The 13,986-nt window shown below is 64.5% G+C and carries 14 protein-coding genes; 12 read left to right on the top strand and 2 right to left on the bottom strand.

Annotated features, from left to right (window positions below):
• The first annotated feature begins 251 nt into the window (after nucleotides 1-251).
• From ACI2KK_RS20140 to ACI2KK_RS20130, 3 genes are read left to right on the top strand one after another with little or no spacing between them, the layout of a single operon-like run.
• Nucleotides 252-911: a paraquat-inducible protein A gene (locus ACI2KK_RS20140; protein ID WP_217841757.1), complete on the top strand. Its 660-nt coding sequence runs from the start codon at nucleotides 252-254 to the stop codon at nucleotides 909-911.
• Nucleotides 898-1,521, top strand: a complete 624-nt coding sequence (locus ACI2KK_RS20135; RefSeq protein WP_404670274.1) for a paraquat-inducible protein A — start codon at nucleotides 898-900, stop codon at nucleotides 1,519-1,521. The genes ACI2KK_RS20140 and ACI2KK_RS20135 overlap by 14 nt, the downstream gene beginning before the upstream one ends.
• Nucleotides 1,514-3,817, top strand: a complete 2,304-nt coding sequence (locus ACI2KK_RS20130; protein WP_404670273.1) for an MlaD family protein — start codon at nucleotides 1,514-1,516, stop codon at nucleotides 3,815-3,817. Before ACI2KK_RS20135 ends, ACI2KK_RS20130 begins: the two co-directional genes overlap by 8 nt.
• 251 nt (nucleotides 3,818-4,068) lie before the next feature.
• Here ACI2KK_RS20130 and rpsT read toward each other — a convergent pair whose 3' ends face one another.
• The gene (rpsT, locus tag ACI2KK_RS20125) at nucleotides 4,069-4,347 is read right to left on the bottom strand and encodes a 30S ribosomal protein S20 (RefSeq protein WP_003247625.1); all 279 of its coding nucleotides are present in this window, start codon (nucleotides 4,345-4,347) and stop codon (nucleotides 4,069-4,071) included.
• Between the two features lie 250 nt (nucleotides 4,348-4,597).
• Here rpsT and murJ point away from each other — a divergent pair, with 250 nt between their 5' ends.
• The 6 genes from murJ (at nucleotide 4,598) to ispH (ending at nucleotide 11,930) form a co-directional block, all read left to right on the top strand.
• A complete protein-coding gene (gene murJ / locus ACI2KK_RS20120) occupies nucleotides 4,598-6,136 on the top strand; it encodes a murein biosynthesis integral membrane protein MurJ (RefSeq protein WP_404670272.1) in 1,539 nt (512 codons plus the stop codon).
• Nucleotides 6,137-6,254: 118 nt separating this feature from the next.
• Complete coding sequence (gene ribF, locus ACI2KK_RS20115) at nucleotides 6,255-7,205, top strand: bifunctional riboflavin kinase/FAD synthetase (protein ID WP_369989658.1); 951 nt, start codon at nucleotides 6,255-6,257, stop codon at nucleotides 7,203-7,205.
• Nucleotides 7,202-10,033: an isoleucine--tRNA ligase gene (gene ileS / locus ACI2KK_RS20110; protein ID WP_404670271.1), complete on the top strand. Its 2,832-nt coding sequence runs from the start codon at nucleotides 7,202-7,204 to the stop codon at nucleotides 10,031-10,033. Before ribF ends, ileS begins: the two co-directional genes overlap by 4 nt.
• Entirely contained in the window at nucleotides 10,026-10,538 is a 513-nt protein-coding gene (lspA, locus tag ACI2KK_RS20105) for a signal peptidase II (protein ID WP_217841763.1), read from the top strand. Before ileS ends, lspA begins: the two co-directional genes overlap by 8 nt.
• Nucleotides 10,531-10,968 carry an FKBP-type peptidyl-prolyl cis-trans isomerase gene (fkpB, locus tag ACI2KK_RS20100; protein WP_217841764.1) on the top strand — a complete coding sequence of 146 codons (438 nt, stop codon included), beginning with the start codon at nucleotides 10,531-10,533 and terminating at the stop codon, nucleotides 10,966-10,968. Before lspA ends, fkpB begins: the two co-directional genes overlap by 8 nt.
• A gap of 14 nt (nucleotides 10,969-10,982) precedes the next feature.
• The gene (gene ispH / locus ACI2KK_RS20095) at nucleotides 10,983-11,930 is read left to right on the top strand and encodes a 4-hydroxy-3-methylbut-2-enyl diphosphate reductase (protein WP_404670270.1); all 948 of its coding nucleotides are present in this window, start codon (nucleotides 10,983-10,985) and stop codon (nucleotides 11,928-11,930) included.
• On the opposite strand, the gene ACI2KK_RS20090 is transcribed toward ispH, so the two are convergent.
• Nucleotides 11,931-12,380 (bottom strand): GspH/FimT family protein, encoded by a 450-nt coding sequence (locus tag ACI2KK_RS20090; RefSeq protein ID WP_404670269.1) that lies wholly within the window; start codon nucleotides 12,378-12,380, stop codon nucleotides 11,931-11,933.
• A gap of 138 nt (nucleotides 12,381-12,518) precedes the next feature.
• On the opposite strand from ACI2KK_RS20090, the gene pilV reads away from it, so the two are divergent.
• From pilV to ACI2KK_RS20075, 3 genes are read left to right on the top strand one after another with little or no spacing between them, the layout of a single operon-like run.
• Nucleotides 12,519-12,875: a type IV pilus modification protein PilV gene (pilV, locus tag ACI2KK_RS20085; RefSeq protein ID WP_404670268.1), complete on the top strand. Its 357-nt coding sequence runs from the start codon at nucleotides 12,519-12,521 to the stop codon at nucleotides 12,873-12,875.
• Nucleotides 12,872-13,519, top strand: coding sequence for a PilW family protein (locus tag ACI2KK_RS20080; RefSeq protein ID WP_404670267.1), 648 nt, complete (start codon nucleotides 12,872-12,874; stop codon nucleotides 13,517-13,519). The genes pilV and ACI2KK_RS20080 overlap by 4 nt, the downstream gene beginning before the upstream one ends.
• The gene (locus tag ACI2KK_RS20075) at nucleotides 13,516-13,986 is read left to right on the top strand and encodes a hypothetical protein (RefSeq protein ID WP_404670266.1); all 471 of its coding nucleotides are present in this window, start codon (nucleotides 13,516-13,518) and stop codon (nucleotides 13,984-13,986) included. Before ACI2KK_RS20080 ends, ACI2KK_RS20075 begins: the two co-directional genes overlap by 4 nt.

The raw sequence follows: 13,986 nt of genomic DNA, 5'->3' as shown, positions 1-13,986 counted from the left end.
GGTAGTGTGGGGTTTCCCCATGTGAGAGTAGGTCATCGTCAAGATTCATTTCGCAAAACCCCTATCTGCGCATGCAGGTAGGGGTTTTGTCTTTGGGCTCGAAAAAGATCCCTGTAGGAGCCGGCTTGCCGGCGATGAGGCCAGCGCGGGCAATACACAGCCCCATCGCCGGCAAGCAGCGCCACACCCACCTCCCACATTTCGAGCTGGAACACTAGAATAGAGCCCACGCTTTCTTTCAGAACTTTCCTATGCCCAACCCAGCCGACCCCGAAGCACTGGCACAGCTGCCGCTGGACGAACTCATCGCCTGCCATGAATGCGACTTGCTGATGCGCAAGGCCACCCTGCAAAACGACGAGAAGGCCCTGTGCCCACGCTGCGGCTACGAGCTCTACGCCCACCGGCACAACCTCGTCAATCGCAGCCTGGCCCTGGTGCTGACCGCACTTTTGCTTTATGTGCCAGCCAACTTCCTGCCGATCATGCAGTTGCACCTGCTCGGCCAGACCTCCGACGACACCGTCTGGAGCGGCGTGCTCGGCCTGTACGACTCCGAAATGCGCGGCATCGCCGTGGTGGTGTTCCTGTGCAGCATGGCCGTCCCCCTGCTCAAGCTGCTCTGCCAGCTCGCCGTGCTGCTGAGCATCCGCCTGGATATCGGCCGCAGCTACGGCTTGCTGATCTATCGTATCTACCACCACCTGCGTGAGTGGGGCATGCTCGAGGTCTACTTCATGGGCGTGCTGGTGGCCATCGTCAAGCTGGTCGACCTGGCCGAACTGAGCATTGGCCTTGGCCTGTTCTGCTTCATCAGCCTGTTGCTGGTCCAGGTTTGGCTGGAGGTGGTGATGTCGCCCCACCAGATCTGGGTGGCGTTGTCCGGGGAGGATGTCCATGCGGGCGATTGATGCGGGCATTCTGGTCTGTGGCGAATGCCATGAGCTCAACCGCCGTGAGCAATACAGCGACTCCCAGACCTGCACCCGCTGCGGCGCCGTGGTTCACGAGCGCCGCCCCAACAGTATCGTGCGCACCTGGGCCTTGCTGCTCACGGCGATGGTCCTGTATATCCCGGCCAACGTTCTGCCGATCATGACGGTCAGCGCGCTGGGCCAGGGTAGCCCGGACACCATCATGTCGGGTGTCATCACTCTGATGAAGCACGGCATGCTGCCCATCGCCGCCGTGGTGTTCATCGCCAGTATTCTGGTGCCCACCTTCAAGCTGGTGGGCATCGGCCTGTTGCTCTACTCGGTGCAGCGCCGCCAGCCGCTGTCGGCCCGTCAGCGTATCTGGATGTACCGTTTCATCGAGTTCATCGGGCGCTGGTCGATGCTCGACATTTTCGTCATCGCCATTTTGGTGGCGGTGGTGAATTTCGGCCGTATCGCCAGTGTCGAAGCCAACCTGGGCGCCGTCGCCTTCGCCACCGTGGTGATCCTGACGATGCTCGCAGCCTTAACTTTCGATCCCCGACTGATCTGGGACAACACGGAGTCGGATGACGACCATGAGTGACCTGCCTACGGCTAAAACCCGCCCCGCTTCCAACTGGTCGGCCATCTGGATCCTGCCGCTGATCGCCCTGGCGATCGGTGGCTGGCTGGCATGGCAGGCCTACCGTGACGCCGGTGTCGAGATCCAGGTGCGCTTCGAGACCGGTGAGGGCATCGTCGCCAACAAGACCGAGGTCATCTTCAAGGGCATGTCGGTAGGCAAGGTGACCGGCCTGGTGCTGGACAACAAGGGTGACACCCGCGGCGTCATCGCCACCATCGAGATGCGCAAGGAGGCCGAGCCGCACCTGACCAAGGGCACGCGCTTCTGGCTGGTCAAGCCCAGCGTCAGCCTGGCCGGTATCACCGGGCTCGAGACGCTGGTGTCGGGCAACTACATTGCCGTGGACCCAGGGGAGGGCGAGCCCACCAAGCGCTTCACCGCGTTGAAGGAGGCCCCGCCGTTATCCGATACCGAGCCTGGCCTGCACCTGACCCTCAAGGCCGAGCGCCTGGGTTCGCTGAACCGCGATAGCCCGGTGTTCTACAAGCAGATCCAGGTCGGCCGGGTGAAAAGCTATCGTCTCTCCGATGACCAGAGCACCGTTGAGGTGAAGGTGTTCATCGCCCCTGCTTATGCAACCCTCGTGCGCAAGCACACGCGCTTCTGGAATGCCAGTGGGGTGAGCATCGATGCCGACCTGTCCGGCGTCAAGGTGCGCACCGAATCGCTGTCGAGCATCGTCGCCGGCGGTATCGCTTTCGCCACCCCGGAAAACCGCAAGGACAGCCCGCCGACCGACCCGAGCCTGCCGTTCCGCCTGTACGAAGACTTCGATGCCGCCCAGGCGGGCATTCGCGTCAAGGTCAGGTTCAGCGACTTCGACGGCCTGCAGAAGGGCCGCACGCCGGTGCTCTATAAAGGTATCCAGATCGGTACGCTCAAGGACCTCAAGGTCGAAGGCGACCTCTCCAGCGCAACCGGTGAACTGACCCTGGACCCGCTGGCCGAGGACTACCTGGTCGAAGGCACCCAGTTCTGGGTGGTCAAGCCGTCCATCTCGCTGGCCGGCATCACCGGCCTGGAGGCGTTGGTCAAGGGCAACTACATTGCCATCCGCCCGGGCGAGCGCAATGCCAAGCCACAACGTGAGTTCGAGGCACGGGCCAAGGCGCCGCCACTGGACCTCAAGGCGCCCGGCCTGCACATGGTGCTGTTCGCCGACGCCCTGGGTTCGCTCGAGGTCGGCAGCCCGGTCATGTACCGCCAGGTGCGCGTGGGCAGCGTGCAGAGCTACCAGTTCGCCCGCAACAGCAGCAAGCGCATCCTCATCGGCGTGCACATCGAGAAGGAGTACGCCAACCTGGTCAACGGCTCGACGCGCTTCTGGAATGCCAGCGGTATCACCCTCAGTGGCGGGCTGTCAGGTATTCAGGTCAAGAGCGAGTCGCTGCAGACGCTGATGAACGGCGGCATCGCCTTCGACACCCCAAGGCCCGACGTGCCGCTCAAGCGGCGCATTCCGCGCTTCCGCCTGCACGAAAGCCAGGAAGCCGCCAACCGCGGCGGCACCTTGGTGACCATCCGCGTCGACCGCGCCGATGGCCTCAAGCCTGGCACGCCGATCCGTTTCCGTGGCCTGGATGTCGGCAGTGTCGAGAGTGTCGACCTGACCGCCGACCTGCAGGCCGTGCTGCTCAAAGCCCGTATCAACCAGGCAGAAAGCCGTATCGCCCGCGCCGGCACCCAGTTCTGGGTGGTCAAGCCGGCGTTCGGCCTGGTGCGCACCGAAAACCTCGACACCCTGGTCGGCGGCCAGTACCTGGAGGTATTGCCGGCACTCAAGGACAAGGGCCCGCAGCGCGATTTCATCGCCCTGGCCGATGCACCGGAGGTAAAAGGCGAGGAAGTCGGCCTGCCGCTGACCCTTAGCGCGCCACGGCGTGGCTCTATCAAGCCCGGGGTGCCAGTCACCTACCGTGAAGTAGCGGTAGGCAAGGTCACAGGCTTCGAGTTGGGGCAAACCGCTGACCGGGTACTTATCCACATCCTCATCGAGCCGCGCTATGCAGGCTTGGTGCGTGGCGGCAGCCGGTTCTGGAACAGCAGCGGCTTCGGCTTCGACTGGGGGCTGTTCAAGGGCGCCACGGTGCGTACCGAGTCACTGGAGACGCTGATCGACGGCGGTATCGCTTTCGCCACGCCCGATGGCGAGCAGATGGGCAACCCGGCGCGGCCGCAGCAGACCTTCGCCCTGTTCGACAAGCCTGAAGAAGCCTGGCTGCAGTGGGCGCCGAAGATCCAGATCGGCAAGTGATGAAAAGGGCAGGGCCGTAATGCGATGCGGCCCTACCTCTGTAGGAGCGGCTACATAACCTTCAGGCCTGCGCCGCACCTGTAGGAGCCGGCTTGCCGGCGATGAGGCCCGAGTGGGCGCTACAAGGCTGCTGCTCCCACAGCGTTGGCGGCAAGTAGTCCTATCCAGCGTGCCGGGCACCAGGGCAAACCACCCAATCGCAGGCATAAAAAAACCGACCCTAGGGCCGGTTTTTTCGACTAAAGCGTCGCTTAGGCAGCTGCAGCTTCTTTCAGCGCCTTGATGTGGCCATTCAGACGGCCTTTGTGGCGAGCAGCTTTGTTCTTGTGGATGATACCTTTGTCGGCCATACGGTCGATTACTGGTACAGCCAGAACGTAAGCGGCTTGCGCTTTTTCGGCGTCTTTTGCGTCGATGGCTTTAACTACATTCTTGATGTAGGTGCGGACCATGGAACGCAGGCTGGCGTTGTGGCTGCGACGCTTCTCAGCCTGTTTTGCACGTTTCTTGGCGGAAGGTGTGTTGGCCACCGTCGAGCTCCTCGAAAGACTTTAGGTAAATAGCAAACAAAATAGGCCGCGAATCATGCCGATGAGTCGAGCGGATGTCAAGGCCACCTGCAGGGTTCCGCCGAGTGGTGGTGTCAAACAGCTGAAAGATTCCTTTCTGCCACGTGACCTGTAAACTCGGGAATTTTTGGCACCCCTGCGAAGGCGCGGGAGTATCGCACATTCGGGCGCCGACTGGCAGCGCCCTCTGCCCCTGGCGTGAAACTTTTCGATGAACCTGCTCAAATCCCTGGCTGCAGTCAGCTCCATCACCATGGTTTCCCGGGTGCTCGGCTTCGTCCGCGACACCATCCTGGCCCGGGTTTTCGGCGCCGGCGTCGCCACCGACGCCTTCTTCATCGCCTTCAAACTGCCCAACCTGCTGCGCCGCATCTTTGCCGAAGGGGCGTTCTCCCAGGCCTTCGTGCCGATTCTGGCCGAGTACAAGACCCAGCAGGGCGAAGAGGCCACCCGCACCTTCATCGCCTATATCAGCGGCCTGCTGACCCTGGTGCTGGCCCTGGTGACGGTCATCGGCATCCTCGCCGCGCCCTGGGTGGTGTGGGCCACCGCGCCAGGCTTTGTCAACAGCGCCGAAAAATACGAGCTGACCACCTCGCTGTTGCGGGTGACCTTTCCTTATATATTGCTGATCTCGCTGTCTTCGCTGGCCGGCGCCATCCTCAATACCTGGAACCGCTTCACCGTACCGGCCTTCACCCCTACGTTGCTCAACGTGGCGATGATCGCCTTCGCCGTGTTGCTGACCCCGTACTTCAACCCGCCGATCATGGCCCTGGGCTGGGGTGTGCTGGCCGGTGGCCTGGCGCAGCTGCTTTACCAACTGCCGGCACTGAAAAAGATCGGTATGCTCGTGCTGCCGCGCCTGAACCTGCGCGACACCGGTGTATGGCGGGTACTCAAGCAGATGCTGCCGGCCATCCTCGGCGTGTCGGTGAGCCAGATCTCGCTGATCATCAACACCATCTTCGCCTCGTTCCTGGTGGCAGGCTCGGTATCCTGGATGTACTACGCCGACCGCCTGATGGAGCTGCCCTCCGGCGTGCTGGGCGTAGCCCTGGGCACCATCCTGCTGCCGACCCTGGCCAAGACCTACGCCAACAAGGACCGCGAAGAGTATTCGCGCATCCTCGATTGGGGCCTGCGCCTGTGCTTCCTGCTGGTGCTGCCCTGCACCCTGGCCATGGCAATTCTGGCCGAGCCCATGACCGTGGCGCTGTTCCAGTACGGCAAGTTCACCGCCCTCGACGCGGCCATGACCCAGCGCGCATTGATTGCCTATTCGGTGGGCCTGCTGGCGATCATCCTGGTCAAGGTGCTGGCCCCAGGCTTCTATGCCCAGCAGAACATCCGCACGCCGGTGAAAATCGCCGTGTTCACCCTGGTCTGCACGCAACTGCTCAACCTGGCCCTGATCGGCCCGCTGGCCCATGCCGGCCTGGCCCTGGCCATCAGCCTCGGCGCCTGCCTGAACGCCGGCCTTCTGTACTGGAAGCTGCGCAGCCAGCAGTTGTTCCAGCCGCAGCCGGGCTGGTTGCTGTTTCTGTTAAAGCTGATACTGGCCGTGGGCTTGATGTCCGGTGTGCTGTTGCTGGGCATGCATTACATGCCGGCCTGGGAGCAGGGCAACATGCTTGCGCGCTTCCTGCGCCTGGGCGCCTTGATCGGTGCAGGCGTGGTCACCTATTTCGGCTGCCTGTACCTGTGCGGTTTCCGCCCGCGGCATTTCGCTCGCAACGCGTTGCACTGATGCCGGGCTTGGGCCAGGCGTCGGTTTTTCAGCTTCCACGCCCACCGGTGGCGCTGCTGCCTGTCGCCAGCGCCCGGGTGTGGTTATAATCGGCCACTTTATGAGCAAGAAGCGCGTTATGCAGCTGGTTCGAGGTCTTCACAACCTGCGCCCCGAGCACCGGGGCTGTGTCGCCACCATTGGCAACTTCGACGGGGTCCACCGTGGCCACCAGGCGATACTCGCGCGCCTGCGTGAACGTGGCCAGGAACTCGGCCTGCCCACCTGCGTGGTGGTCTTCGAGCCACAGCCGCGCGAATACTTCGCCCCCGACACCGCCCCGGCCCGCCTGGCGCGGCTGCGCGACAAGGTCGAGCTGCTGGCCGGCGAGGGCATCGACCGGGTGCTGTGCCTGTCGTTCAACCAGCGCCTGAGCACCCTCAGCGCCGAACAGTTCGTCAAGGCGGTACTGGTCGACGGCCTGGGTGTACGCCACCTCGAAGTCGGCGATGATTTTCGCTTCGGCTGCGACCGCGCCGGCGACTTCGACTACCTGGTCCAAGCCGGCAAGCAGTTCGGCTTCAGCGTCGAAGCCGCCAACACGGTGATCCAGGACGGCCTGCGTGTCAGCAGCACCGAAGTGCGCAAGGCTCTGAGCGAAGGCAACTTCGAGCTCGCCGAACACCTGCTGGGCCGCCCGTACCGCATCACCGGCCGCGTGCTGCACGGCCAGAAGCTGGCCCGCCAGCTCGGCACCCCTACCGCCAACATCCAGCTCAAGCGCCGCCGCGTGCCGCTGTCCGGGGTCTACCTGGCCAGCATCGAGATCGACGGCAAGCACTGGCCGGGTGTCGGCAATATCGGCGTGCGTCCCACCGTTGCCGGTGATGGCCGCCCGCACCTCGAGATTCACTTGCTGGACTTTGCCGGCGACCTTTACGGCCGGCGCCTCACGGTGGAGTTCCACCACAAGCTGCGTGAAGAGCAGCGATTCGCCTCCCTGGAGGCGCTGAAGTCGGCGATCGATGCGGATATCGCCGCCGCACGTGCACATTGGCACGCTCAACCGCTAACCAAGAGCCTGAAATGACCGACTACAAAGCCACGCTAAACCTTCCGGACACCGCCTTCCCCATGAAGGCCGGCCTGCCTCAGCGCGAACCGCAGATCCTGCAGCGCTGGGACAGCATTGGCCTGTACCAGAAGCTGCGCGAAATTGGCAAGGACCGTCCGAAGTTCGTCCTGCACGACGGCCCGCCCTATGCCAACGGCAAGATCCACATCGGTCATGCGCTGAACAAAATTCTGAAGGACATGATCGTCCGTTCGAAGACCCTGTCCGGCTTCGACGCGCCGTACGTCCCGGGCTGGGACTGCCACGGCCTGCCGATCGAGCACAAGGTCGAGGTCACCCACGGCAAGCACCTCACCGCCGACCGCACCCGCGAGCTGTGCCGCGAGTACGCCGCCGAGCAGATCGAAGGGCAGAAGACCGAGTTCATCCGCCTGGGTGTGCTGGGTGACTGGGCCAACCCGTACAAGACCATGGACTTCGCCAACGAGGCCGGTGAAATCCGCGCCCTGGCCGAAATGGTCAAGCAAGGCTTCGTGTTCAAGGGCCTCAAGCCTGTGAACTGGTGCTTCGATTGCGGCTCGGCCCTGGCCGAAGCCGAAGTCGAATACGCCGACAAGAAATCCCAGACCATCGACGTCGCCTTCCCGGTCGCCGATGAAGCCAAACTCGCAGCCGCCTTCGGCCTGGCCTCGCTGGCCAAGCCTGCCGCCATTGTGATCTGGACCACCACCCCGTGGACCATCCCGGCCAACCAGGCGCTGAACATCCACCCGGAGTTCACCTACGCCCTGGTCGACACCGGCGAGCGCCTGCTGGTACTGGCCCAGGAGCTGGTCGAGTCGTGCCTGAAGCGCTACGCGCTGGAAGGCACCGTCATCGCCACCGCCCAGGGTTCGGCCCTGGAGCTGATCAACTTCCGCCACCCGTTCTACGACCGCCTGTCGCCGGTGTACCTGGCCGACTACGTCGAGCTGGGCGCCGGTACCGGCGTGGTGCACTCCGCGCCCGCCTACGGTGAAGACGACTTCGTGACCTGCAAGCGCTACGGCATGGTCAACGACGACATTCTCACTCCGGTGCAGAGCAACGGCGTGTACGTCGAATCGCTGCCGTTCTTCGGCGGCCAGTTCATCTGGAAGGCCAACCCGGCCATCGTCGACAAGCTCAGCGAAGTCGGCGCGCTGATGCACAGCGAAACCATCAGCCACAGCTACATGCACTGCTGGCGCCACAAGACCCCGCTGATCTACCGCGCCACCGCGCAGTGGTTCGTCGGCATGGACAAGCAGCCGAGCACCGGCGAGCCGTTGCGCGAGCGCGCGCTCAAAGCCATCGAAGACACCAAGTTCGTCCCGGCCTGGGGCCAGGCGCGCCTGCACTCGATGATCGCCAACCGCCCGGACTGGTGCATCTCGCGTCAGCGCAACTGGGGCGTACCGATCCCGTTCTTCCTCGACAAGCAAACCGGCGAGCTGCACCCGCGCACCGTCGAGCTGATGGAAGAAGTGGCCAAGCGCGTCGAAAAAGAAGGCATCGAAGCCTGGTTCAAGCTCGACGCCGCCGAACTGCTGGGCGCTGAAGCCGGCCAGTACGACAAGATCAGCGACACCCTCGACGTGTGGTTCGACTCCGGCACCACCCACTGGCACGTGCTGCGCGGCTCCCACAACATCGGCCACGCCACCGGCCCGCGCGCCGACCTGTATCTCGAGGGCTCCGACCAGCACCGCGGCTGGTTCCACTCCTCGCTTCTGACCGGTTGCGCCATCGACGGCCACGCGCCGTACCGCGAGCTGCTCACCCACGGCTTCACCGTGGACGAGAACGGCCGCAAGATGTCCAAGTCGCTGGGTAACACCATCGAACCCGAGAAAGTGAACAACACCCTGGGCGCCGACATCCTGCGCCTGTGGGTTGCGGCCACCGACTACTCCGGTGAAATGGCGGTTTCCGAGCAGATCCTGCAGCGCAGCGCCGACGCCTACCGGCGTATCCGCAACACCGCGCGCTTCCTGCTCTCCAACCTGTCCGGCTTCGACCCGGCCCGCGACCTGCTGGCGCCAGAAGACATGATCGCCCTGGACCGCTGGGCGGTAGACCGCGCCCTGCTGCTGCAGCGCGAGCTCGAAGAGCACTACGGCGAATACCGCTTCTGGAACGTCTACTCCAAGGTGCACAACTTCTGCGTGCAAGAGCTGGGCGGCTTCTACCTCGACATCATCAAGGACCGCCAGTACACCACCGGCGCCAACAGTGTCGCCCGGCGTTCCTGCCAGACCGCGCTGTACCACATCAGCGAGGCCCTGGTGCGCTGGATCGCGCCGATCCTGGCGTTCACCGCCGATGAAATCTGGCAGTACCTGCCAGGCGAGCGCAACGAGTCGGTGATGCTCAACGGCTGGTACCAGGGCCTGAGCGAGCTGCCCGAAGGCACCGAGCTGGACCGCGCTTACTGGGACCGCGTCATGGCCGTCAAGGCCGCGGTCAACAAGGAGCTGGAAAACCAGCGCAGCGCCAAGGTGATCGGCGGCAACCTGCAGGCCGAAGTCACCCTGTTCGCCGAGGACGGCCTGACCGCCGACCTGAACAAGCTCGGCGACGAGCTGCGCTTCGTGCTGATCACCTCGGCCGCAAGCGTCGTGCCGTTCGCCCAGGCGCCGGCCGATGCGGTTGCCACCGAAGTCGAAGGCCTGAAGCTTAAGATCGTCAAGTCCGGCCACGCCAAGTGCGGCCGTTGCTGGCACTTCCGCGCCGACGTCGGCAGCCACCCGGAGCACCCGGAAATCTGCAGCCGTTGCGTCGACAACCTGAGCGGCAGCGGCGAGGTACGCCACTATGCCTAATGCAGCTGGGCGCTTCGGGCGCCTTGCCTGGCTCTGGCTGAGCCTGGTGGTGCTGGTCCTCGACCAGGCCACCAAGGTCTACTTTGAGGGCGCGCTGAGCCTGTACCAGCAGATCGTGGTCATCCCCGACTACTTCAGCTGGACCCTGGCCTACAACACCGGCGCCGCGTTCAGCTTCCTCGCTGAAAGCTCCGGCTGGCAGCGCTGGCTGTTCGCCCTGATCGCGATCGTGGTCAGTGCCGTGCTGGTGGTCTGGCTCAAGCGCCTGGGCCGCAACGAAACCTGGCTGGCCGTGGCGCTGGCCCTGGTGCTGGGCGGCGCGCTGGGCAACCTGTACGACCGTGTCGTGCTGGGCCACGTGGTCGACTTCATCCTGGTGCACTGGCAAAACCGCCATTATTTCCCGGCCTTCAACGTGGCCGACAGTGCCATCACCGTGGGCGCGGTGATGCTGGCGCTGGATATGTTCAAGAGCAAGAAGTCCGAGGAGCCTGTCCATGACTGAGACCCGTATCGGCCAGAACACCGAAGTCACCCTGCACTTCGCGCTGCACCTGGAAAACGGCGACACCGTCGACAGCACCTTCGACAAGGCCCCGGCCGTGTTCAAGGTTGGCGACGGCAACCTGCTGCCCGGCTTCGAGGCCGCGCTGTTCGGCTTCAAGGCCGGTGACAAGCGCACCCTGAGCCTTGCCCCGGAAAGCGCCTTCGGCCAGCACAACCCGCAGAACGTGCAGGTAATGCCGCGCTCGCAGTTCGAAGGCATGGAGCTGTCCGACGGCTTGCTGGTGATTTTCAACGATGCCGCCAACACCGAACTGCCCGGTGTGGTCAAAGACTTCGATGACCACCAGGTGACCATCGATTTCAACCATCCGCTGGCTGGCAAGACCTTGAGCTTCGAGGTGGAAATCCTCGACGTGAAGGCCGTGTGAGCCTGGAGCCGAGCATGCAAATCAAACTCGCCAACCCGCGCGGCTTCTGCGCCGGGGTCGACCGGGCGATCGAGATCGTCAACCGTGCGCTCGAGGTTTTCGGCCCGCCGATCTACGTGCGCCACGAAGTGGTGCACAACAAGTTCGTGGTCGAAGACCTGCGCAACCGCGGCGCGATCTTCGTCGAAGAGCTGGACCAGGTGCCGGATGACGTCATCGTCATCTTCAGCGCCCACGGTGTATCCCAAGCCGTGCGCCAGGAAGCCGCCGGCCGCGGCCTGAAGGTGTTCGACGCCACTTGCCCGCTGGTGACCAAGGTGCATATCGAGGTTGCCAAATACAGCCGTGACGGCCGTGAGACCATCCTCATCGGCCACGAAGGGCACCCGGAAGTCGAAGGCACCATGGGCCAGTACGACGCCAGCAACGGTGGCGCCATCTACCTCGTCGAAGACGAGGAAGACGTCGCCCAACTGCAGGTGAACGACCCGGACCACCTGGCCTTCGTCACCCAGACCACGCTGTCGATGGACGATACCAGCCGGGTCATCGATGCGTTGCGTGCGCGCTTCCCCAACATCGGCGGCCCGCGCAAGGACGATATCTGCTACGCCACGCAAAACCGCCAGGACGCCGTCAAGCAACTGGCCGACGAATGCGACGTGGTACTGGTGGTCGGCAGCCCCAACAGCTCCAACTCCAACCGCCTGCGTGAGCTGGCCGAGCGCATGAGCACCCCGGCCTACCTGATCGACGGCGCCGAAGACCTGCAACGCGCCTGGTTCGATGGCGTCCAGCGCATCGGCATCACCGCCGGCGCCTCGGCCCCCGAGGTGCTGGTACGTGGCGTCATCGAGCAGCTCAAGGCCTGGGGCGCCACCGGCGCCGAAGAGCTGGACGGGCGCGAGGAGAACATCACCTTCTCCATGCCCAAAGAGCTGCGGGTACGCTCGCTGATCTGATCAGCCCCCTGCGCAACGGGCATCTTCCTCGTTGCGCAGGCTCACCCGCCCGCTCGGGCTCAGCACCACCTGCTGCAGGCTGAGCGGCGGTACGCGCTGACAGATGAGCAGCGTGATGCCGCCAAACCCCATCCCCAACGGCGCCCCCCGTGCGCTGAACCTCACCACCCTGGTGCCACTGGCCACGATCCGCATCGGCCTTGGCGGCTGATACTCCCCAAGCAACTGGCCGTTGTGCTCCAGCGTCATTTGCCAACCCTTGCCCCAATCCCCTTGTAGCGGCTGCACCAGTACCGCCCGGTGGCGCAGCGCCGCCTGGTTGCGCGCCTCGCGCAGGGTCTGGGCCAGCGCCCGGGTCACGGCTGCCTGGTGCAGGTCATCGCTCATCCTGCTGTAGGCCGTTACCCCCAGTTGCGTCAGAAGGCCGGCTGCGGCCAGCGCGAACATCATTTGTATCAGTGTTACCCCTTGTTGCTTCACCGTGCATTCCTCCCTGGAAGTGCTTCGCTGAAGTGTCGCGGTCGGTGCGCGTGCCGGCCAGTCGGCCAGGTCGGTGAACAGCAGGGGAAATTTCCCAGGAGGGGAGCGATGCAGGCAAAGCAAGGTGGTATGGCGTTGCTGGAGGTGCTGGTGGCAATGACGGTGCTGGGTTTGGGCTTGGTGACGGCGGCAGCGTTGCAGATGCGCGGCGTGCAGGGCTTCGACAGCGCCCGGCGCGAAGGCCAGGCAGTGCAACTGGCGCAGGGCATGTTGGAGCAGGTGAGGGCGGCCGGGCGTTTTTCGGCAAATGACGAGGCGCGCTGGCGCGGGCAGGTGGTTTCGGCGCTGGGGGCATCGGCCAGCCTGCGTATCAGCCCGGCAGGGAACACCCTGCAACTGGAATTGCACTGGCCTGATGCCCGCGAAGCCCGGCAGTTACGCCTGCAGGGCAAGGTGCTGCCATGAAGCGCCGGCAAACCGGGCTCGGTCTGATCGAAACCCTGCTGGCGCTGGCCTTGGCTGCGTTGCTGTTGACCGGTGCCAGCCGCTTGTTCCTGTCCGCGCATCAGGCCTGGGCCCAGCAGGGGGCCGCCGCGCGCTTGCAGGATGACGCCCGTCTTGTGCTGCTGCGTATCGCCGAGGATGTGCGCATGGCCGGCATGTTCGGTTGTCTGCAACTGCAGGGGGCGGACTTCGGCAGCCCTGATGCCGCCCAGGCGTTCGCCGAGCCGATCACCATCGGCCATGGCAGCCTGACACTGGTCGGTGCCGCGCTGCCGGGGTTGTCCGGCGCCCCGGACTGGACCGTACTCACCGATTGCCGCAGTTGGGCCAAGGTGCAGGATGGCCAGCATGTGTCGGGGGAAAACCTCCTCGCCCTGCCGGTACGTCGGCTCAGCTACCAGCTGCGTAACGGCAGCCTGAGCCTGACCACCCGCAGCCAGAACGCCAGCCTGATCGACAACGTGAAGGCGCTGCAAGTGACCCGGCTCGAGGCCGAGGAGGGCGAGCGCCTGGACATACAGCTCACCCTGTACGACCCAATGCATCAGCTCGAGCAGCAGCACCGCATCAGCGTAGCGCTGCGTAACCTGGCGGGTGAGGCATGAGTCGCCAACGCGGGGTGGTGCTGCTGTTGGCCCTCGGCCTGAGCCTGCTGCTGGGCCTGCTGGCAGCTCAAGTGCTGCACGAGGCGCAGGCCCGGCAGCGGCTGGTGGGTGAGCAGTTGGCGGTTGCCCGGGCGTTCGAACAGGCAGAAGCCGGATTGCTCGAAGGTGCAGCCCTGTTGCCCGGTGCGCTGCCGCCGCGCTGCGTCAGTTGCCTGCCTCCGGCAATTCCACCCCAGGCCCCGGTGCAGCCCTGGCAGCAAACCCCAAGCGGCTTTGTCTTCCTGCAACACCTGGGCAGCACCACCCGTGCCGCCGGCCTGCCGCCCGACGAGCCTGTGACCTTGGTGCGGGTGACCGCCATCAGCAGCGAAGCACGCGCGCGCCAGGTGCTGGAGGCGGTGTACGCGCTGGACGCCTCCGCCACGCTGCGCCGGGTCAGCTGGCGCCAGCGTTTGCAGGAGGGCTGA

It is taken from the genome of Pseudomonas sp. NPDC089406, assembly GCF_044900265.1.
In the GTDB taxonomy this organism is placed as follows: Bacteria; Pseudomonadota; Gammaproteobacteria; order Pseudomonadales; family Pseudomonadaceae; genus Aquipseudomonas; species Aquipseudomonas fakonensis.
The sequence above is the reverse complement of the archived record's forward strand: the minus strand, read 5'-3'. Positions and strand labels throughout refer to the sequence as shown.